The organism is Streptomyces maremycinicus (assembly GCF_001184025.1).
Taxonomy (GTDB): domain Bacteria; phylum Actinomycetota; class Actinomycetes; order Streptomycetales; family Streptomycetaceae; genus Streptomyces; species Streptomyces maremycinicus.
The window spans coordinates 291673-311739 of record NZ_BBYG01000008.1 but is presented as its reverse complement, the minus strand read 5'-3'; the positions used below and the strand labels follow the sequence as shown (position 1 = coordinate 311739).

26 protein-coding genes are annotated in these 20067 nt (G+C 67.7%); 3 read left to right on the top strand and 23 right to left on the bottom strand.

What is annotated here, in order from left to right; all coding sequences use genetic code 11:
* Nucleotides 1-59: 59 nt before the first annotated feature.
* On the bottom strand, nt 60-1907 hold the full coding sequence (gene glmS / locus AOQ37_RS01590) for a glutamine--fructose-6-phosphate transaminase (isomerizing) (RefSeq protein WP_062640343.1): 1848 nt from the start codon (nt 1905-1907) through the stop codon (nt 60-62).
* Nucleotides 1908-2069: 162 nt separating this feature from the next.
* Between glmS and coaA the strand changes: the two genes are divergently transcribed.
* Together coaA and AOQ37_RS01580 are read left to right on the top strand one after the other, a co-directional pair.
* Complete coding sequence (gene coaA / locus AOQ37_RS01585; protein WP_062640341.1) at nt 2070-3038, top strand: type I pantothenate kinase; 969 nt, start codon at nt 2070-2072, stop codon at nt 3036-3038.
* A 16-nt stretch (nt 3039-3054) separates the two neighbouring features.
* Nucleotides 3055-3993, top strand: a complete 939-nt coding sequence (locus AOQ37_RS01580) for a TIGR00271 membrane domain-containing protein (protein ID WP_062640340.1) — start codon at nt 3055-3057, stop codon at nt 3991-3993.
* Between the two features lie 263 nt (nt 3994-4256).
* Here the strand turns inward: AOQ37_RS01580 and glmM are convergent, their stop codons facing one another.
* From glmM to rplM, 3 genes are all read right to left on the bottom strand, one after another.
* Complete coding sequence (gene glmM, locus AOQ37_RS01575) at nt 4257-5615, bottom strand: phosphoglucosamine mutase (RefSeq protein ID WP_062640339.1); 1359 nt, start codon at nt 5613-5615, stop codon at nt 4257-4259.
* A 272-nt stretch (nt 5616-5887) separates the two neighbouring features.
* Nucleotides 5888-6409 (bottom strand): 30S ribosomal protein S9, encoded by a 522-nt coding sequence (gene rpsI / locus AOQ37_RS01570; protein WP_062640338.1) that lies wholly within the window; start codon nt 6407-6409, stop codon nt 5888-5890.
* A 40-nt stretch (nt 6410-6449) separates the two neighbouring features.
* Nucleotides 6450-6893 (bottom strand): 50S ribosomal protein L13, encoded by a 444-nt coding sequence (gene rplM, locus AOQ37_RS01565; protein WP_020132189.1) that lies wholly within the window; start codon nt 6891-6893, stop codon nt 6450-6452.
* Between the two features lie 440 nt (nt 6894-7333).
* Here rplM and AOQ37_RS01560 point away from each other — a divergent pair, with 440 nt between their 5' ends.
* Nucleotides 7334-8206 carry a hypothetical protein gene (locus AOQ37_RS01560; protein ID WP_062640337.1) on the top strand — a complete coding sequence of 291 codons (873 nt, stop codon included), beginning with the start codon at nt 7334-7336 and terminating at the stop codon, nt 8204-8206.
* Between the two features lie 58 nt (nt 8207-8264).
* On the opposite strand, the gene truA is transcribed toward AOQ37_RS01560, so the two are convergent.
* The 19 genes from truA to rplX all read right to left on the bottom strand — a co-directional run bounded on the left by truA (nt 8265) and on the right by rplX (nt 20066).
* Nucleotides 8265-9122 carry a tRNA pseudouridine(38-40) synthase TruA gene (gene truA / locus AOQ37_RS01555; RefSeq protein ID WP_062640335.1) on the bottom strand — a complete coding sequence of 286 codons (858 nt, stop codon included), beginning with the start codon at nt 9120-9122 and terminating at the stop codon, nt 8265-8267.
* 88 nt (nt 9123-9210) lie between these two features.
* Entirely contained in the window at nt 9211-9723 is a 513-nt protein-coding gene (gene rplQ / locus AOQ37_RS01550) for a 50S ribosomal protein L17 (RefSeq protein ID WP_062640333.1), read from the bottom strand.
* A gap of 177 nt (nt 9724-9900) precedes the next feature.
* A complete protein-coding gene (locus tag AOQ37_RS01545; RefSeq protein WP_062640332.1) occupies nt 9901-10923 on the bottom strand; it encodes a DNA-directed RNA polymerase subunit alpha in 1023 nt (340 codons plus the stop codon).
* Between the two features lie 255 nt (nt 10924-11178).
* The gene (gene rpsK, locus AOQ37_RS01540; protein ID WP_010354218.1) at nt 11179-11583 is read right to left on the bottom strand and encodes a 30S ribosomal protein S11; all 405 of its coding nucleotides are present in this window, start codon (nt 11581-11583) and stop codon (nt 11179-11181) included.
* Between the two features lie 71 nt (nt 11584-11654).
* Entirely contained in the window at nt 11655-12035 is a 381-nt protein-coding gene (rpsM, locus tag AOQ37_RS01535) for a 30S ribosomal protein S13 (RefSeq protein ID WP_020132619.1), read from the bottom strand.
* Nucleotides 12036-12246: 211 nt separating this feature from the next.
* On the bottom strand, nt 12247-12360 hold the full coding sequence (rpmJ, locus tag AOQ37_RS01530; RefSeq protein WP_003998809.1) for a 50S ribosomal protein L36: 114 nt from the start codon (nt 12358-12360) through the stop codon (nt 12247-12249).
* Between the two features lie 72 nt (nt 12361-12432).
* On the bottom strand, nt 12433-12654 hold the full coding sequence (gene infA / locus AOQ37_RS01525) for a translation initiation factor IF-1 (protein WP_003948620.1): 222 nt from the start codon (nt 12652-12654) through the stop codon (nt 12433-12435).
* Nucleotides 12655-12946: 292 nt separating this feature from the next.
* Nucleotides 12947-13783, bottom strand: a complete 837-nt coding sequence (gene map, locus AOQ37_RS01520) for a type I methionyl aminopeptidase (protein WP_062640331.1) — start codon at nt 13781-13783, stop codon at nt 12947-12949.
* A 104-nt stretch (nt 13784-13887) separates the two neighbouring features.
* Nucleotides 13888-14550 (bottom strand): adenylate kinase, encoded by a 663-nt coding sequence (locus AOQ37_RS01515; RefSeq protein WP_062640330.1) that lies wholly within the window; start codon nt 14548-14550, stop codon nt 13888-13890.
* Complete coding sequence (secY, locus tag AOQ37_RS01510; RefSeq protein ID WP_062640328.1) at nt 14550-15863, bottom strand: preprotein translocase subunit SecY; 1314 nt, start codon at nt 15861-15863, stop codon at nt 14550-14552. The genes AOQ37_RS01515 and secY overlap by 1 nt, the downstream gene beginning before the upstream one ends.
* Nucleotides 15864-16120: 257 nt before the next feature.
* On the bottom strand, nt 16121-16576 hold the full coding sequence (gene rplO / locus AOQ37_RS01505) for a 50S ribosomal protein L15 (protein ID WP_062640327.1): 456 nt from the start codon (nt 16574-16576) through the stop codon (nt 16121-16123).
* 2 nt (nt 16577-16578) lie between these two features.
* Nucleotides 16579-16761, bottom strand: a complete 183-nt coding sequence (gene rpmD, locus AOQ37_RS01500; protein WP_005313525.1) for a 50S ribosomal protein L30 — start codon at nt 16759-16761, stop codon at nt 16579-16581.
* A complete protein-coding gene (gene rpsE, locus AOQ37_RS01495; protein ID WP_020132624.1) occupies nt 16761-17366 on the bottom strand; it encodes a 30S ribosomal protein S5 in 606 nt (201 codons plus the stop codon). Before rpsE ends, rpmD begins: the two co-directional genes overlap by 1 nt.
* Nucleotides 17367-17430: 64 nt before the next feature.
* Nucleotides 17431-17814, bottom strand: a complete 384-nt coding sequence (gene rplR, locus AOQ37_RS01490; RefSeq protein WP_020132625.1) for a 50S ribosomal protein L18 — start codon at nt 17812-17814, stop codon at nt 17431-17433.
* A gap of 3 nt (nt 17815-17817) precedes the next feature.
* Entirely contained in the window at nt 17818-18357 is a 540-nt protein-coding gene (rplF, locus tag AOQ37_RS01485; RefSeq protein ID WP_057602881.1) for a 50S ribosomal protein L6, read from the bottom strand.
* Nucleotides 18358-18381: 24 nt separating this feature from the next.
* Nucleotides 18382-18780, bottom strand: a complete 399-nt coding sequence (rpsH, locus tag AOQ37_RS01480; RefSeq protein ID WP_030788259.1) for a 30S ribosomal protein S8 — start codon at nt 18778-18780, stop codon at nt 18382-18384.
* 214 nt (nt 18781-18994) lie between these two features.
* Nucleotides 18995-19180 (bottom strand): type Z 30S ribosomal protein S14, encoded by a 186-nt coding sequence (locus AOQ37_RS01475; protein ID WP_030890724.1) that lies wholly within the window; start codon nt 19178-19180, stop codon nt 18995-18997.
* Between the two features lie 5 nt (nt 19181-19185).
* Nucleotides 19186-19743 (bottom strand): 50S ribosomal protein L5, encoded by a 558-nt coding sequence (rplE, locus tag AOQ37_RS01470; RefSeq protein WP_030788262.1) that lies wholly within the window; start codon nt 19741-19743, stop codon nt 19186-19188.
* Nucleotides 19743-20066, bottom strand: coding sequence for a 50S ribosomal protein L24 (gene rplX, locus AOQ37_RS01465; protein WP_030039760.1), 324 nt, complete (start codon nt 20064-20066; stop codon nt 19743-19745). Before rplX ends, rplE begins: the two co-directional genes overlap by 1 nt.
* Nucleotide 20067 lies beyond the last annotated feature (1 nt).

Sequence of the window (20067 nt, the reverse complement as noted above, 5' to 3'; positions counted from 1 at the left end):
CCACGACGTACCCGCGCCCGCTCACGGCGAGAACCCCCCACCCCCCGCTCAAAACTTCCTCACTCCACCGTCACCGACTTCGCGAGGTTACGAGGCTGATCCACCTCGTTGCCTCGCGCGGTCGCCAGCTCACACGCGAACACCTGCAAGGGAACCGTCGCGACGAGCGGCGACAACAGCACCGGCGTGACCGGGATCCGCACGAGATGGTCGGCGTACGGCACCACCGTCTCGTCCCCCTCCTCCGCGATGACGATCGTCCGCGCCCCCCGGGCCCGGATCTCCTGGATGTTGGACACGATCTTGTCGTGCAGGACGGACCGCCCCCGCGGCGAGGGCACCACGACGACGACCGGCAGGTCCTCCTCGATCAGCGCGATCGGCCCGTGCTTCAGCTCCCCCGCGGCGAACCCCTCCGCGTGCATGTAGGCGAGCTCCTTGAGCTTCAGCGCGCCCTCCAGCGCGACGGGATACCCGACGTGCCGCCCGAGGAACAGCACGGTGTCCTTGTCCGCGAGCGACCGCGCCAGCTCCCGCACCGGCCCCATGGTCTCCAGCACCCGCTCGACCGCGCCGGAGATCTGCGCGAGGTCCCGGACGACGGCCCGGATCTCGTCGCCCCACTTGGTGCCGCGCACCTGGCCGAGATACAGCGCGACGAGATAGCAGGCGACCAACTGCGTCAGGAACGCCTTGGTCGAGGCGACCGCCACCTCCGGCCCGGCGTGGGTGTACAGCACCGCGTCCGACTCCCGGGGGATCGTCGACCCGTTCGTGTTGCAGATCGCCAGCACCTTGGACCCCTGCTCGCGCGCGTGCCGCAGCGCCATGAGCGTGTCCATCGTCTCCCCGGACTGGGAGATCGCGATGACCAGCGACCGCGAGTCCAGGATCGGGTCCCGGTAGCGGAACTCGCTGGCCAGCTCGACCTCGCACGGGATCCGCGTCCAGTGCTCGATGGCGTACTTGGCGATGAGGCCCGCGTGGAAGGCCGTACCGCAGGCGACGATGACGACCTTGTCGACCTCCCGCAGTTCGGAGGCCGGGATCCGGACCTCGTCGAGCGTCAGCGCGCCGGAGGCGTCGATACGGCCGAGCAGGGTGTCGGCCACGGCCTTGGGCTGCTCGGCGATCTCCTTGAGCATGAAGTAGTCGTAGCCCCCCTTCTCCGCGGCCGACGCGTCCCAGTCGACGTGGTACGACCGGACCTCCGCCGGACGCCCGTCGAAGCCGGTCACCGTCACCCCGTCCCGCCGCAGCTCGACGACCTGGTCCTGGCCCAGCTCGATCGCCGACCGGGTGTGCGCGATGAACGCGGCGACGTCCGAGGCGAGAAAGGCCTCGCCCTCCCCGACGCCCACCACGAGCGGCGAGTTCCGCCGCGCGCCGACCACCACGTCCGGCTCGCCGGCATGCGCCGCGACCAGCGTGAACGCCCCTTCGAGCCGTCGGCAGACCAGCCGCATGGCCTCGGCGAGGTCGGCCGTCGCCGAGAACTCCTCGGCGAGCAGATGGGCCACGACCTCGGTGTCGGTCTCGGAGCGCAGCTCGTGCCCCCGCTCGGCCAGTTCGGCCCGCAGTCCGGCGAAGTTCTCGATGATCCCGTTGTGCACGACGGCTACCTGCCCGGCGTTGTCCAGATGCGGATGCGCGTTGGCGTCCGTCGGCCCGCCGTGCGTGGCCCACCGGGTGTGCCCGATGCCCGTCGTCCCGCTCGGCAGCGGCCGGGCCGCGAGCTCCTTCTCCAGATTGACGAGCTTGCCCGCCTTTCTCGCGGCGGCGAGCCCTCCGTCCGCCAGCACGGCGACCCCCGCCGAGTCGTACCCCCGGTACTCCAGCCGCCTCAGCCCGGCCATGACGACCTCAAGAGCCGACTGAGACCCCACGTATCCCACGATTCCGCACATGCGCGGCAGCCTACGACCGAATCCCGCACGGAAAGAGCCTCAGCGTGCCCGATTTCGGAAATTCCCACGGGTGTACGCCACCCCGGCGGGGCGTGACGGACCCCACCCACCATCCTGTTCAAACTCCGTTAACAATGGACTGTGATCTCTCCGGTCTCCCCGATGCCCCGGAGCGCCCACCGGCACAGGCCGGAGGCGACTCCCTACGTCGACCTCACCCGCTCCGAGTGGAGCGCGCTGCGGGAGAAGACTCCGCTGCCGCTGACCGCCGAGGAGGTCGAGAAGCTGCGCGGCCTCGGCGACGTCATCGACCTCGACGAGGTGCGCGACATCTACCTCCCGCTGTCGCGCCTGCTCAACCTCTACGTGGGCGCCACCGACGGCCTGCGCGGCGCCCTGAACACCTTCCTCGGCGAACAGGGCTCCCAGTCCGGCACCCCGTTCGTCATAGGCGTCGCGGGCTCGGTGGCGGTCGGCAAGTCGACGGTCGCCCGGCTCCTCCAGGCACTGCTCTCCCGCTGGCCGGAACACCCCCGCGTGGAGCTGGTCACCACGGACGGCTTCCTGCTCCCCACCAGGGAACTCGAGGCCCGCGGCCTGATGTCCCGCAAGGGCTTCCCCGAGTCCTACGACCGCCGCGCGCTGACCCGCTTCGTAGCCGACATCAAGGCGGGCAAGGGCGAGGTCACCGCGCCCGTCTACTCCCACCTGATCTACGACATCGTCCCGGACCGCAAACTCACCGTCCGCCGCCCGGACATCCTCATCGTCGAGGGTCTGAACGTCCTCCAGCCCGCCCTGCCGGGCAAGGACGGCCGCACCCGTGTCGGCCTCGCCGACTACTTCGACTTCAGCGTGTACGTCGACGCGAGCGCCGAGGACATCGAGCGCTGGTACCTCAACCGGTTCAGGAAACTCCGTCAGACGGCCTTCCAGAACCCGGACTCGTACTTCAGGAAGTACACCCAGGTCTCCGAGGAGGAGGCCGTCGACTACGCCCGCACCCTCTGGCGCACCATCAACAAGCCCAACCTGGTGGAGAACATCGCCCCCACCCGGGGCCGCGCCACGCTGGTCGTCCGCAAGGGCCAGGACCACAAGGTGCAGCGCCTGAGCCTGCGCAAACTCTGACGGCTACCCTGCCTGCATGCTGCACCTGCGTCTGATCACCCCGTCGGGCAGCACCGACGCCGTGGTCGCCCTGATCGAGAACACCGTCGGCACCACCCACCTCGTGGTGCTGCCGGGCGCGGCCCGCAACCCGGCCGGCGATGTCGTGCTGTGCGATGTGGCGCGCGAGGCGGGCGACGAACTCCTCACCGGGCTCCAGGAGTTGGGCCTGGACAAGAACGGCTCGATCGCCGTGGAGAACATCGATCTGTCGCTCTCGCTGCGCGCCGACAAGGCCGAGGAGGAGGCGCCGGGCGAGGGCGCCGACGCGGTGCTGTGGGAACACCTCACGGACGCCACGCACGAGGAGTCGACGCTCTCGGTCACCTACCTCGCGTTCATCACCCTCGCCACGATGATCGCGGCCTGCGGCGTGGTGCTCGACAACGCGGTCCTGATCGTGGGCGCGATGGCGGTGGGCCCGGAGTTCGGCCCCCTCGCGGGTGTCTGCACGTCGATCGTGCAGCGGGCTCCCCGGCTGGCCCTGCGCTCACTGATCGCCCTGCTGGCCGGCTTCGCGGTGGCGATGGCGGTGACGGTGGGCTTCAGCCTCTTCATGGACGCGATCGATCTGTTCAGCAAGAAGCAGCTGGAGGCCGACCGCCCGCAGACCGGATTCGTCTACGCCCCCGACGCCTTCTCCTTCATCGTGGCCGTCCTGGCGGGCGCCGCCGGCACCCTCTCCCTGACCTCGGCGAAGTCCGGCGCCCTGGTGGGCGTGGCGATCTCGGTCACGACGGTCCCGGCGGCCGCCAACGCCGCCGTGGCCCTCAGCTTCGGCGACATGGCGCAGACCCGCGGCTCGACGGAACAACTCCTGCTGAACCTCCTGGGCATCATCCTGGCCGGCACCCTGACCCTGCTGGCCCAGAAATGGTTCTGGTCAAAACAACGCCGACGCCCGAACCCGGCCTAGCACGAAACACCCTGCTGTTCAGCAGCAGAGAACAGGACTCAACACGACCCCACCCACCCGGCTTTCACACACGGAGGGCGCGGCTCAACACCGCCCGGCCACAGCGCGTCGAGGGGCGCGGGGAACTGCGCGACAAGCCACGACGCAGCCGCGGCCCGCACCCCACAGAACCCCCACCCCGAACCCGCTCCGGACCCGCTCCGGACCCGCCCCCAACCGCCGGCAGCCGCCAGGAACCCGCCCGAGAAGCCGGCCCCCGCCGATTAACCCAGCGCCGACTTCACGACATCCGCCAGCCGCCCGGCAACAGAGCGAGCCTGATCGATGTCCGCGGCCTCGACCATCACCCGCACCAACGGCTCCGTACCCGAAGGCCGAAGCAGCACCCGCCCGGTGGACCCGAGCTCCCGCTCCGCCTCTCCGACGGCGGTCGCCAGCTCGGCCGACTTCCCGACCCGGGACCGGTCGACGTCCGGCACATTGATCAGCACCTGCGGCAGCCGCTCCATCACGGACGCCAGCTCCCGCAGCGACCGTCCGCTCTCGGCGACGCGAGCCGCGAGCATCAGCCCGGTCAGCGTGCCGTCACCGGTCGTCGCGTGGTCGAGGATGATCACGTGCCCGGACTGCTCGCCCCCGAGCGCGTACCCGTGCTCCTTCATCTCCTCCAGCACATACCGGTCGCCGACGGCGGCCTGCACGAGCTGGATGCCCTCCCGCTCCATGGCCAGCTTGAAGCCGAGGTTGGACATGACGGTGGCGACAACGGTGTCGGACCGCAGCGCGCCCCGCTCCCGCATGGCCAGCGCGAGCACGGCGAGGATCTGGTCCCCGTCGATCTCGTCACCCGTGTGGTCCACGGCCAGGCACCGGTCGGCGTCCCCGTCGTGCGCGATGCCGAAGGCGGCCCCGTGCTCGATGACCGCGGCCTTCAGCTTGTCCAGGTGCGTGGACCCGCACCCGTCGTTGATGTTGAGCCCGTCCGGCTCCGCACCGATGGTCACGATCTCCGCGCCGGCCCGCGTGAACGCCTCCGGCGACACCCGGGCGGCGGCACCGTGCGCCTCGTCGAGGACGATCTTCAGCCCGTCCAGCCGGTTGGGCAGTACGGCGATGAGGTGCGCCACATAGCGGTCGAAGCCCTCGTCGTACGAGCGGACGCGACCGACACCGCCGCCGGTCGGCCGCTCCCAGGGCGCGCCGGTGCGGTGCTCGTCGTAGACGGACTCGATCCGGTCCTCGAGCTCGTCGGCGAGCTTGTGGCCGCCCCGGGCGAAGAACTTGATGCCGTTGTCGGGCATGGCGTTGTGGCTGGCGGAGAGCATCACGCCGAGGTCGGCGCCGAGCACGCCGGTGAGGTACGCGACGGCGGGCGTCGGCAGCACGCCGACCTTCAGCACGTCGACGCCGGCACTGGCCAGACCGGCCACCACGGCGGCTTCGAGGAACTCCCCGGACGCACGCGGGTCCCGTCCGACGACCGCCACCGGCCGGTGGCCCTCGAACGTACCCGCCTCGGCCAGCACGTGCGCCGCGGCGACGGACAGGCCGAGCGCCATCTCCGCCGTCAGATCCGCGTTGGCGACACCGCGCACGCCGTCCGTGCCGAAGAGTCGTCCCACTTGTCCTCCTGAGGAAGCATCAGTTTCAAAAGCCGTGCGGGTGCGTCGGACGCTCGACCGGTCGGTCGGTCCACGGCGGCTCCGCGTCCAGGCATTGGATGCCCTGAACATCCGATCACACAAGCCTTTGAGCACCTTGTGCCGTTATACGCCCACGGCTGCGAGAAAACGAACGCCCCGGCGACACTGTGGCGTGCCGCCGGGGCGTTCGGAGTACGTACGAGCGAACCGCACGGGTCCGACCCGGAATACGTACGAGCAGGCAGCGAAGCTTAACGCTTGCTGTACTGCGGGGCCTTGCGGGCCTTCTTGAGACCGGCCTTCTTGCGCTCGACCGCACGGTCGTCACGCGTGAGGAAGCCGGCCTTCTTGAGGGCGCCACGGTTGTTGTCGACGTCGGCCTCGTTCAGCGCGCGGGCGACACCGAGACGGAGCGCACCGGCCTGACCGGAGACACCGCCACCCGAGATACGGGCGATGACGTCGTAGCGGCCTTCGAGCTCGAGCACCTTGAAGGGCTCGTTGACTTCCTGCTGGTGCACCTTGTTCGGGAAGTAGTCCTCGAGGGTGCGACCGTTGATCTTCCACTTGCCGGAGCCCGGGACGATCCGGACGCGGGCGATGGCGTTCTTGCGACGGCCCAGGCCGGCGGCCGGCTGGGGCTCACCGAAGCGGGACGCGAGGGACTCCGAGGTGTACTCACCCTCGACGGGGACCTCGGACTCGGTGGTGTAGCTCTCGATGTCGACGAGCTCGGTCTCTTCGAGCGGCTGCTCGGCAGTGGTCTCGGCCACGGTTCTCCTCAGTTCTTTTCAGCTAGGGGTGTGGCCGGAATTACTGCGCGACCTGGGTGATCTCGAACGGCACGGGCTGCTGCGCCGCGTGCGGGTGCACGTCACCCTTGTAGACCTTCAGCTTCGAGAGCATCTGACGGCCCAGCGTGTTCTTGGGGAGCATGCCCTTGACGGCCTTCTCGACGGCCTTCTCGGGGTTGTTCGCCAGCAGGTCGTCGTAGCGCACGGAGCGCAGACCGCCCGGGTACCCGGAGTGGCGGTAGGCCATCTTCTGGGTCCGCTTGTTGCCGGAGAGGTGCACCTTGTCCGCGTTGATGATGATGACGAAGTCACCGGTGTCGACGTGGGGCGCGTAGATCGGCTTGTGCTTGCCCCGGAGGAGGGACGCGGCAGTGGTGGCGAGACGGCCCAGGACGATGTCCTGAGCGTCGATGACGTGCCACTGGCGCGTCACATCGCCGGGCTTGGGGCTGTACGTACGCACGGTTCGTAGCCTTCGCTTCTTCAGTGAATTGGTCCTGACAAGGTCACCGAAGACGATCACGACAGCCCAGACCGCACTGCGGTGACGCAAACCGCGTGCTGGTCGCTGGTCATCGGCCCGGTGGACCGGTGTAAGGGCCCGTCCCGTGAGAAGAGCGCGCCAATACACAACGAAGATGCAGGATACCCGGGTCTCGGGCGCCGGGTCAAAACGGGCCCTGTCGCCCGATCACGCGTGAGCATGTCAGCCTCACCGGATCCGGCCACGGGAAACCCCCTGCCGGAGTGGCCTGCGCCACACTACCGGCACCGGCCTGCGAATATGCCGCACCAACCACCCGGAGATGTCGCCTTTGCCCGCACTCGCGCCGGGAACACCGGGGACTTCAGCGCCGGTTGGGGCGGAACAGCATCCCCCGCTCCCCGTCTAAGATGCGCCCCATGAGCTATGGGCAGGGGGGACCTCAGTCCCAGTGGGATCCGTGGAAACCGAACTCCCAGCAGCCGTGGACCAGCGGCGATGACGGGCCGACCCCGGACTGGGCCGCGCTCGCGGAGGCGTCCGAGACGCGCAACAAACGCCGCCGGCTGTTCCTCATAGGCGGCGGCGTGCTCGCCACGGTCGCCGTCGGCACCGCCGTCGCCATGGCCGTGGTGTCGGCCAACGGCAGCGACGAGGCGAACAAGCCGACCTCCTCCCAGGCCGCGACCGACCTGCCGAGCGCGTCCGGCACCCCCTCCTTCGCCCCGACGAGCGCCCCGCCCCCGCTGGACCCGAAGGAGTTCGTCGCCAGCAAGGCCAAGGACACCGCCCCCAACGGGCCGGACCTGCTCTTCCCCGGCACACAGCTGACCATGGGCTCGGCCGTGTACAAGAAGGGCCCCAAGGCCGACAGCACCACCTGCACCACGGGCGTCCAGGGCACCCTGCCCAAGGTGCTCACGGCCAATGACTGCACGCGCCTCATGCGCATCACGTACACCAAGGACAACATCGCGGTCACGGTCGGTGTGGCGGTCTTCGACACCGAGGCACAGGCCCTCAAGGTCAAGGCCCAGGCCGACAAGCAGAGCATCGTCAAGGCCCTCACCGGCGGCGGCGTCAAGCCCTTCTGCGCCGGCGCGATCTGCCGCTCCACGACCAACTCCTACGGCCGGTACGCCTACTTCACGATCACGGGCTTCACGGACGGCAAGGACGTGACCACGAAGGACACGGCGGTCTTCGCCGCGGGCGACGACCTCGCGGAGTTCGCCTTCCAGCGCATCCGTCAGCGCGGCGAGGCCCAGGCGTCGGCGGCGGCCGCGAACTGACCGCGGACGCCGACGCCGGACCGGGGGCACGGCGGCCGACGGCCCGGCGGCGGCCGGCTCAGCAGCAGCCGGCCCCGGGCAGCGTCCGCCGGTTGCGCGCCTCCTTGTTACGGGCGGCGAGCAGCTCGTCGGCCGGATAGCCGACCTCCTCCAGCGTCAGCCCGTGCGGCCGTACGACATGCACGGCCGAGTCCCGCACGCCTGCCGCAAGCACCTTCCCGGGCCACTCCGCGCCCCGGTGCCCGTCGCCGACGAACAGCAGCGCCCCGATCAGCGAACGCACCATGTTGTGGCAGAAGGCGTCGGCACGGACGGTCGCGGTGACGACCCCGTCCTCACCGCGCACCAGGCTCAGCTCCTGGAGCGTGCGGATGGTCGTGGCCCCCTCCCGACGCTTGCAGTAGGCGGCGAAGTCGTGCTCACCGAGCAGCCGCCGGGCGGCCTCGTTCATGGCGTCGACGTCGAGGGGCCAGTCGTGCCAGAGGACGTGGCTGCGCAGCAGGGGGTCGACACCCCCCGGGTCGTCGGTGACCCGGTACGCGTACCGGCGCCAGATCGCCGAGAACCGCGCGTTGAACCCGGCGGGCGCCTCCTCCAGGGACCAGATCCTGACGTCCTTGGCGAGCCGACCGGCGAGCCGCTTGAGCAGCTTCTCCCGGTGCTCGGCCCAGAGGTCCTCCGGCAGATCGACGTGCGCCACCTGTCCGCGCGCGTGCACACCGGCGTCCGTGCGCCCCGCCACGGTCAGCTCGTACGTGGTCTCCCCCGACCGGGTCACGGTCCGCAGGGCGTCCTCGATCTCGCCCTGCACGGTCCGCCGCCCGCCGGCCTGCTTGGCCCACCCGGAGAACCCGCTCCCGTCGTACGAGAGGTCCATCCGCACCCGTACGAACCCGGGCGCCGCTTCGTCACTCACTCCTGGTTCCTCTCCACCCTGCGACCTTCGGAAAAACGCGGAACGGGCCCGCCCCGAAGGGCGGACCCGTCCACTGCGAGGCGGTGCCTCAGGCGTCCTTGGACTCCTCGGCCGGAGCCTCGTCGGCCGCAGCCTCGTCGGCGGGCTTGGCGTCCTCGACGACCTCGTCCTTCTTGAGGGCGTCTTCCTTGACCGCACGCTTGGTGGCGGCCTCGGCCTCACCGGTGGCCTGCTGCGCGACGGTCAGCGCCTCGACCAGCTCGATGACAGCCATGGGCGCGTTGTCGCCACGACGGTTACCGATCTTGGTGATGCGGGTGTAGCCACCGGGACGGTTCTCGTAGCGCGGGCCGATCTCGGTGAAGAGCGTGTGCACGATGCTCTTGTCCGTGATCACCTGGAGCACCTGACGGCGGTTGTGAAGGTCGCCCTTCTTCGCCTTGGTGACCAGACGCTCGGCGTACGGGCGCAGCTTGCGCGCCTTCGCCTCGGTGGTGGTGATGCGGCCGTGCTCGAAGAGCGACTTCGCGAGGTTCGCGAGGAGCAGCTTCTCGTGCGCGGCGCTGCCGCCCAGACGGGCACCCTTGGTGGGCTTCGGCATGGCGTTTCTCCTAGGTGTCTGCCCCGGCCGTATCAGGTACCGGGGTCAGTGTCCGAGCGGGCGATTGCCCGTCGAAGATCCGACGAGCCCCGAAGGGCGGGTCGGAAGGGGCGCGGGGAACTGCGCGACAAGCCACAGCGCACCCGCTCCCGGGAACCGGCAGTCGGTCCCGAGCTCTCAGTACTGCTCGGTCTCGACGAAGCCGGCGTCCGCGTCGTCGTCGGCGCCGAAGGCGTCGGCGGCGGCGGTCGGGTCGAATCCGGGCGGGCTGTCCTTGAGCGCGAGACCCATGCCGGCCAGCTTCGCCTTGACCTCGTCGATGGACTTCGCGCCGAAGTTGCGGATGTCCAGCAGGTCGGCCTCGGAACGGGCGACGAGCTCACCCACGGAGTGGATGCCCTCACGCTTGAGGCAGTTGTACGACCGAACGGTGAGCTCGAGCTCCTCGATCGGCAGCGCGAGGTCGGCGGCGAGGGCGGCGTCCGTGGGGGACGGCCCCATGTCGATGCCCTCGGCGTCGATGTTCAGCTCGCGGGCGAGACCGAACAGCTCGACCAGCGTCTTGCCCGCGGAGGCCATGGCGTCACGCGGACGCATCGCCTGCTTGGTCTCGACGTCGACGATCAGCTTGTCGAAGTCGGTGCGCTGCTCGACACGCGTGGCCTCGACCTTGTACGTGACCTTGAGAACCGGCGAGTAGATCGAGTCGACCGGAACGCGCCCGATCTCCTGACCGACCTGCTTGTTCTGCACGGCGGAGACGTAACCGCGACCGCGCTCGACGGTCAGCTCCATCTCCAGCTTGCCCTTGCCGTTGAGCGTGGCGAGGACGAGGTCGGGGTTGTGCACCTCGACACCGGCCGGGGGCGCGATGTCGGCGGCGGTGACCAGACCCGGCCCCTGCTTGCGCAGGTACATCACGACCGGCTCGTCGTGCTCCGAGGAGACGACCAGCTGCTTGATGTTGAGGATCAGGTCGGTGACGTCCTCCTTGACGCCCGGCACGGTGGTGAACTCGTGCAGCACGCCGTCGATCCGGATCGAGGTGACGGCGGCACCCGGGATCGAGGACAGGAGGGTACGGCGGAGGGAGTTGCCGAGGGTGTAGCCGAAGCCCGGCTCCAGCGGCTCGATGACGAACCGGGAGCGGAACTCGTCGACGACCTCTTCGGTCAACGAGGGACGCTGAGCGATCAGCATGTGGCGATCAGATCCTTCTTTCGTGGACGCCCGCTATTTGACGTCCGACGGAACCGTGCGTACCTACCGCACGGGTACTGCAAGGGTACGGGCGATACGGCCCTTTTACGGAGCCGTACCGCCCGAAAGCCTCAAACCGACACGCGGCCGTACGTCAGACGCGACGACGCTTCGGCGGACGGCAACCGTACTGCGATATGTGGGGGACGACCCCCACACCCCCAGCCGGAGGCCTGACCACCGTAGGTCGATACGTCAGACGCGACGACGCTTCGGCGGACGGCAACCGTTGTGCGGGGTCGGGGTGACGTCCTGGATGGAGCCGACCTCGAGGCCCGTCGCCTGGAGCGAACGGATGGCGGTCTCACGACCGGCGCCCGGGCCCTTGACGAAGACGTCGACCTTGCGCATGCCGTGCTCCTGCGCGCGACGGGCGGCCGACTCGGCGGCCATCTGCGCGGCGAACGGCGTGGACTTGCGCGAGCCCTTGAAACCGACGTGGCCGGCGGAGGCCCACGAGATCACGTTTCCGGCCGGGTCCGTGATGGACACGATCGTGTTGTTGAACGTGCTCTTGATGTGCGCCTGGCCGTGCGCGACGTTCTTCTTTTCCTTGCGGCGCACCTTCTTGGCAGCGCCCTGACGACCCTTGGGGGGCATCTACAAACTCCTACGGGGAGGTGGTCGGTCCTACAGCTGAAGACCGCTGATGAAGCGTTGTCCGCTGAGGACTACTTCTTGCCCGGCTTCTTCTTGCCGGCGATGGCGCGACGCGGGCCCTTGCGGGTACGAGCGTTCGTGCTGGTGCGCTGACCGCGGACAGGCAGACCACGACGGTGACGGAGACCCTGGTAGCAACCGATCTCGACCTTGCGGCGGATGTCGGCCTGGATCTCGCGACGGAGGTCACCCTCGGTCTTGATGTTGGCGTCCACGTACTCGCGGATCGCGACGAGCTGCTCCTCGGAGAGGTCGCGAACGCGGGTGTTCGGGTCGACGCCGGTCGCTGCCAGCGTCTCCTGGGAGAGGGTCCGGCCGATGCCGAACACGTAGGTGAGGGCGACCTCCACACGCTTTTCGCGCGGGATGTCGACACCGGAAACGCGTGCCATTCAATGGCTCCAGTTGATCTTCGGAGGTCTTCCGCAGAACCGACTCCCACCCGCCGGCCTCCTCGTGAGGATTAGGTACGGATGGGTCCCCGGCCTCCGAGCCGGGGGTATCAGACGGGAGCACCCGTCTGGGATCTGCGTATGAACATAAACTGCTCGCGTCGCGCGAAGTCTCTGCGATGTCGATGCAGAGGGTGTGATCTCTGAGCGATCAGCCCTGGCGCTGCTTGTGGCGCGGGTTCTCGCAAATGACCATGACCCGACCGTGACGGCGGATCACCCTGCACTTGTCGCAGATCTTCTTGACGCTCGGCTTGACCTTCATGGGATGTGAGGTTCTCCGGGTCAGTTGCCGGCAACCCCGCACGCGGAACCGCGCACAGGGCATGGGCAAGATCTACTTGTAGCGGTAGACGATCCGGCCACGCGTGAGGTCGTACGGAGACAGCTCCACCACGACCCGGTCGTCAGGGAGGATACGGATGTAGTGCATACGCATCTTGCCGCTGATGTGTGCCAGGACCTGGTGGCCGTTCTGGAGCTCGACCTTGAACATGGCGTTCGGAAGAGACTCGACGACAGTGCCCTCGATCTCGATGGCACCTTGCTTCTTGGCCACGCTTCGCCCTTCGAATCGACTACCTTGATCGACTCCCCTGCGTTTCCCGTAAGGGTGCATGCAGACATGCGAGTGCACGAGAGCCGACGAGTCAGTCTACGTCAGGCCCCGCCGAAAGACGAATCGTGAAGTCTGCCCCGCCAGGGAGATCCCTAAGCAACGATCGGCACGTCCGGCGTTCGAGGACGAGGCCCGTCAGGGGCGTGAGGGGTCCCGGGGCACAGCCCCCGGGGTCGGGAGGGGAACGGGCGGCGGGGGCGAGTCACCCCCGGCGCTCACCCCGGAGGGAGGCTCAGCCCAGCGGGTCCGGCGCCGCCTCGACCCCGTGCTCGGCCAGCTTCGCCCTGCCGCCGTCCACCGCGGTCAGCACCAGCGGCCCCGCCTCGGTCAGCGCGACCGAGTGCTCCCAGTGCGAGGACCACGTGCCGTCGGTCGTGATGACCGTCCAGTCGTCCTCGAGGACCTCGGTCCGCGGGGTCCCCAGGGACACCATCGGCTCGATGGCCAGGCAGAAGCCGGGCACCAGCTTCGGCCCCTTGCCCCGCCTGCGGTCCACGTAGTTCAGCAGGTGGGGGTCCATGTGCATCTCGGTGCCGATGCCGTGGCCGCCGTAGTCCTCGATGATGCCGTAGCGCCCGCCACCCGGCTTGGGCTGACGGCGGATGTACGTCTCGATCGCACGGGACACGTCGACCAGCCGGCTGCCCGCCTTCATCGCGGCGATGCCCGCCCACATCGACTCCTCGGTGACCCGGGAGAGCTCGATCAGCTCCGGAGCGTGCCCCGAGCCGACGAACGCCGTGTACGCGGCGTCGCCGTGCCAGCCGTCGACGATCGCGCCGCAGTCGATGGAGATGATGTCGCCGTCCTTGAGGACGACCTCGTCGGAGGGGATGCCGTGCACCACCACGTCGTTCACCGAGGTGCAGATCGTCGCGGGGAAGCCGCCGTAGCCGAGGAAGTTCGACTTCGCGCCGTTCTCCGCCAGGACCTTGCGGGCGACGTCGTCCAGGTCCTTCGTCGTCGCCCCCGGCACCGCCGCTTCGCGCGTGGCCGCGTGGATGGCGGCGACGACCAGTCCCGCCTCGCGCATCTTGGCGATCTGCTCGGGGCTCTTGATCTGCACCATGGGGGGCCTGCGCTCTCCGTCACTGAGGTGGGTCGGTTACGTATGTACACAACAGTACGGCCGTGGTGTCCGACGGGACTCCACGGCCGTACTGCGAGCGACGACTACTGGTCGTCGCCCTCGCGCTTCAGTGCGGCCAGCGCACGGGTGGTGACCTCTTCCACCGGGCCCATGGCCTCGATGGTCACGACCAGGCCCTGAGCCTTGTAGTAGTCGATGATCGGCTCGGTCTGCGTGTGGTAGACCTCGAGCCGCGTGCGGACCGTTTCCTCTGAGTCGTCGTCCCGCTGGTACAGCTCGCCGCCGCAGACGTCACAGACGCCTTCCTTGGCGGGCTTCTTGTACGTCACGTGGAAGACGTGCGAGGAGTCGTTGCGGCAGATGCGCCGGCCGGCGATCCGCTTGACGACCTCCTCCTCCGGGGCCTCCAGGTCCAGTACCGCGTCCAGCTTGATGCCCTCGTTGGTGAGGAGCTCGTCCAGCGCCTCGGCCTGCGAGACGTTGCGCGGGAAACCGTCCAGCAGGAAGCCTCGCTCGGCGTCCGGCTGCTCCATGCGGTCCTTGGCCATGGCGATGGTGACCTCGTCGGGGACGAGGTTGCCGGCGTCCATGTAGGACTTGGCGAGTTTCCCGAGTTCCGTCTGCTTGCTGATGTTGGCGCGGAACAGGTCGCCCGTGGAGATGTGCGGAACGCGGAGCTTCTCGGCCAGACGTGTGGCCTGCGTTCCCTTTCCGGCGCCCGGCGGCCCGACGAGGACGATACGCATCAGCGGAGGAACCCTTCGTAATTGCGCTGCTGGAGCTGGCTCTCGATTTGCTTCACCGTCTCGAGACCGACACCCACGATGATCAGGATGCTGGTACCACCGAACGGGAAGTTCTGGCTTGCCCCGAAGCCAACCAACGCCATCGTCGGTACAAGAGCGATCAGACCCAGATACAGCGAACCCGGCCAGGTGATCCGGTTGAGTACGTAGGAGAGGTACTCAGCGGTCGGTCGGCCAGCCCGGATGCCCGGGATGAAGCCACCATACTTCTTCATGTTGTCGGCTACTTCCTCGGGGTTGAAGGAGATAGCCACGTAGAAGAACGCGAAGAAAACGATCAGCAGGAAGTACATGCTGATGTAGATCGGGTGGTCACCCTTGGTCAGGTTGGTCTCGATCCAGGTCTTCCAGCCGGAGGTCCCGCTGGAGAACTGGGCGACGAGAGCCGGGATGTAGAGCAGCGACGAGGCGAAGATGACCGGGATCACACCGGCCTGGTTCACCTTCAGCGGGATGTACGTCGAGGTACCGCCGTAGGACCGGCGGCCGATCATGCGCTTCGCGTACTGCACGGGGATCCGGCGCTGGGCCTGCTCGACGAAGACCACCAGACCGACCATGACCAGGCCGACCAGGATGACGGTGCCGAACTCGATCCAGCCGCCCGCGAGCGTGCCCTGCTTCTTGATGGCCCACAGGGCCGAGGGGAACGTCGCGGCGATCGAGATGAACATCAGGATCGACATGCCGTTGCCGATACCGCGGTCGGTGATGAGCTCACCGAGCCACATGACCATGGCCGTACCGGCGGTCATGCAGATCACCATGGTGATCGTGGTGAAGATCGCCTGGTCCGGGACGATGCTCGAGGCGACCGTGCAACCGGAGAACAGGGCGCCGCTGCGGGCGGTGGCCACCAGGCCGGTGCCCTGGAGGATGGCGAGCGCCACGGTGAGGTAGCGGGTGTACTGCGTGATCTTCGCGGTGCCGGCCTGACCCTCCTTCTTGAGGGCTTCCAGACGCGGGATCACCACGGTCAGCAGCTGAAGGATGATGCTCGCGGTGATGTACGGCATGATGCCCAGCGCGAAGATGGTGATCTGGAGCAGCGCGCCGCCGCTGAACATGTTCACCAGACCGAAGAGGCCCTGGTTGCCGGACGCCTCGTCCACACACCGCTGAACGGACGTGTAGTCGACACCGGGGATCGGGATATGCGTTCCGAGCCGGTAGATCACGATGATGGCGAGCGTGAAGAGCAGCTTCTTGCGCAGGTCGGGCGTCCTGAACGCCCGGGCGAACGCGGTGAGCACGGTGCCTCCTGCGACCCCCACGCATCTGCGTCAAGGGTGACGGTCTTGAGGGTCCAATAAGAACAACGACAACGACAACGACATGTGTAACGGTCGACTGCCGCTCAAGGTGCCCCATGGGAAGCATCTTGTGAAAGTGGGCAGTGCAGGTCACCTTACCGGCGAGAGTACCGCCCTAGGAACGACCAACCGGGGATACCCCATATGTGGGGTATCCCCGGTCGGGATCGCTCAAGTCATCGAGACGCCTGTGGTGTTCAGACGAGCTCGGTGACGGTACCGCCGGCGGCGGTGATCTTCTCCTTGGCGGAGCCGGAGACGGCGTCGACCGTCACCTGGAGCGCCACGGAGATCTCGCCCTGGCCGAGGACCTTGACGAGGCTGTTCTTGCGAACGGCACCCTTGGCGATGAGGCCCTCGACGGTGACCTCGCCACCCTCGGGGTACAGCGCCGCCAGCTTGTCGAGGTTCACGACCTGGAACTCGACCTTGAACGGGTTCTTGAAGCCCTTGAGCTTCGGGAGGCGCATGTGGAGGGGCATCTGCCCACCCTCGAAGCGCTCCGGAACCTGGTAACGGGCCTTCGTGCCCTTGGTACCACGACCGGCCGTCTTACCCTTCGACGCCTCACCACGACCCACACGGGTCTTGGCGGTCTTGGCGCCCGGGGCGGGACGGAGGTTGTGGATCTTGAGCGGGTTGCTTTCCGCCATGATCAGTCGACCTCCTCAACCGTCACGAGGTGGCGGACGGTGTGCACCATTCCGCGGAACTCGGGGCGGTCCTCCTTGACGACCACGTCGTTCAGGCGCTTGAGCCCGAGCGAACGCAGCGTGTCGCGGTGGTTCTGCTTGCTGCCGATGTACGACTTCGTCTGCGTGATCTTGAGGCGGGCCATTACGCACCAGCCCCGGCACGCGCACGAAGCAGAGCCGCGGGAGCGACGTCCTCGAGGGGCAGACCGCGGCGGGCCGCGATCTCCTCGGGACGCTGAAGACCCTTCAGGGCCTCCACGGTCGCGTGCACGATGTTGATCGCGTTCGACGAACCGAGCGACTTCGACAGGATGTCGTGAACGCCGGCGCACTCGAGCACCGCACGCACCGGGCCACCGGCGATGACGCCGGTACCGGGGGAAGCAGGCTTGAGCAGGACGACGCCCGCGGCCTTCTCGCCCGTGATCGGGTGCGGGATGGTGCCCTGGATACGGGGGACCTTGAAGAAGTGCTTCTTGGCCTCTTCAACACCCTTGGCGATGGCGGCCGGCACCTCCTTGGCCTTGCCGTAACCGACACCGACGGTGCCGTCACCATCGCCCACCACGACCAGCGCGGTGAAGCTGAAGCGACGACCACCCTTCACAACCTTGGCGACACGGTTGATCGCGACGACGCGCTCAACGTACGCGGTCTTCTCGGCGGCAGCAGCGCCGCCGTCACGGCCCTTCCGGTCCCGCCGCTCGCCGCCACCGGCACCGCTTCCGCGGCGCTGGGGTCCAGCCATTGGATTACCTCTCTCTTTTTCCGCTAGCTACGCAGCGACCGAAGTCGCTAGCGCGACGGGCGACTCAGAACTTGAGTCCGGCTTCGCGGGCGGCGTCCGCCAGGGCGGCGATGCGCCCCGCGTACTGGTTGCCGCCACGGTCGAATACGACAGCCTCGACACCGGCGGCCTTGGCGCGCTCGGCGACCAGGGCGCCGACCGACTTGGCCTGCGCGGACTTGTCGCCCTCGCCGCCGCGGATCGTCGTGTCCAGGGTCGACGCCGACGCCAGGGTGTGACCCTTGATGTCGTCGATGACCTGGGCCACGATGTGGCGGTTCGAGCGCGTCACGACGAGACGCGGACGCTCAGCCGTACCCGAGATGTGCTTACGGATCCGGATGTGGCGACGCTTGATCGCGGCACGCTTGTAAGCGTCGCCCTTGAGGATCTTCTGTCCGTATGCCATGGCTTACTTACCCGCCTTTCCGACCTTGCGGCGGATGACTTCGCCCTCGTACTTGACGCCCTTGGCCTTGTACGGGTCGGGCTTGCGCAGCTTGCGGATGTTGGCCGCAACCTCGCCGACCTTCTGCTTGTCGATGCCCTCGACCGAGAACCGGGTGGGGTTCTCGACCTTGAAGGAGATTCCCTCGGGGGCCTCGACGGTGATCGGGTGGCTGTAACCGAGCGCGAACTCGAGGTTCGAGCCCTTCGCGGTCACGCGGTAACCGACACCACTGATCTCGAGCTTCTTCACGTAACCCTGGGTCACGCCGGTGATCATGTTCGCCACCAGCGTGCGGGACAGGCCGTGCAGGGCCTTGCTCTGACGCTCGTCGTTGGGGCGGGTGACGTTCAGAACGCCGTCCTCACCCTTGGCGATCTCGATCGGCGCTACGACGGTGTGGGTCAGCGAGCCCTTGGGGCCCTTGACCGAAACCGTCTGGCCGTCGATGGTGACGTCCACGCCGGCGGGAACCGTGATAGGGAGCTTGCCAATGCGCGACATAGCTGTTTCCTCCGTTCCCTTCCGCTACCAGACGTAGGCGAGAACTTCTCCGCCTACGCCCTTCTTGCCGGCCTGCTTGTCGGTGAGGAGACCGTGCGACGTGGAGATGATCGCCACGCCGAGGCCACCGAGCACCTTGGGCAGGGAGGTGGACTTCGCGTAAACCCGGAGACCGGGCTTGGAGATCCGCTTGATGCCCGCGATGGAGCGCTCACGGTTCGGGCCGAACTTGAGCTCGAGGGTGAGGTTCTTGCCGACCTCGGCGTCCTCGACCTTCCAGCCCGTGATGAAGCCCTCCTGCTGGAGGATCTCCGCGATGTGCGACTTGATCTTGGACGCCGGCATCGTCACGGAATCGTGGTACGCCGAGTTCGCGTTCCGCAGACGCGTCAGCATGTCTGCGATCGGATCAGTCATGGTCATGAATTGGCCTGTGGCCTCTCTCGCCGGGGTTTCCTGGTGCGCCATCCCTCTCCCCGATCCGGGACGGGACGGGTGCGGCGCGGTGGACCTACGGCGTAGTAAGTCGTACGGGCGACTGTCAGGCGCCCAACCCTCCAAGCCTAAGCCATGAAGAGGTGGGCGCCTGACACGCCCATTGCTTACCGAGAGCCTCTGGAACCCCTAAAAAGGGGGTTTACCAGGAGCTCTTGGTCACGCCCGGCAGCTCGCCGCGGTGAGCCATCTCACGAAGGCACACACGGCAGAGGCCGAACTTGCGGTACACGGAGTGGGGACGGCCGCAACGCTGGCAGCGGTTGTACGCGCGCACAGCGAACTTGGGCTTACGAGCAGCCTTTGCGATCAGAGCCTTCTTCGCCATCTCGCTCACGCCTCCTTGAAGGGGAAGCCGAGGTGACGAAGGAGCGCACGGCCCTCAGCGTCGTTGGTCGCCGTGGTGACCACGGTGATGTCCATACCCCGGACACGGTCGATCTTGTCCTGGTCGATCTCGTGGAACATGACCTGCTCCGTGAGACCGAAGGTGTAGTTGCCACGGCCGTCGAACTGCTTGGGGGACAGACCACGGAAGTCGCGGATGCGCGGGAGCGCGAGCGACAGGGTGCGGTCCAGGAACTCCCACATGCGGTCGCCACGAAGCGTGACGTGTGCACCGATCGGCTGACCCTCACGCAGCTTGAACTGCGCGATGGACTTGCGGGCCTTGGTGACGGCCGGCTTCTGACCGGTGATCGTGGTGAGGTCGCGGATGGCGCCCTCGATCAGCTTGGAGTCGCGGGCGGCGTCGCCCACACCCATGTTGACCACGATCTTGACGAGGCCGGGAATCTGCATGACGTTCTCGTAGGAGAACTCCTCACGCAGCTTGCCCGCGATCTCCTCGCGGTACTTCGTCTTGAGACGCGGAGTCGTGGTGGTAGCCATCAGATGTCCTCACCCGTCCGCTTGGCAACGCGGATCTTGTTGCCCTCGTCGTCGAAGCGGTAACCGACGCGCGTGACGACCTTGTTGCCGTCCTTCTCCACGACCAGCTGAACGTTGGACACGTGGATCGGGGCCTCGGTGGTCACGATGCCGCCGGCCTGCGAGCCCTTGGCGGTCGGACCGGCCTTCGTGTGCTTCTTGACCCGGTTGACACCCTCGACCAGGACACGGTCCTCGCGGGGGAAGGCCGCGATGACCTTGCCCTGCTTGCCCTTGTCCTTGCCCGTGATGACCTGGACCAGGTCGCCCTTCTTGATCTTCATG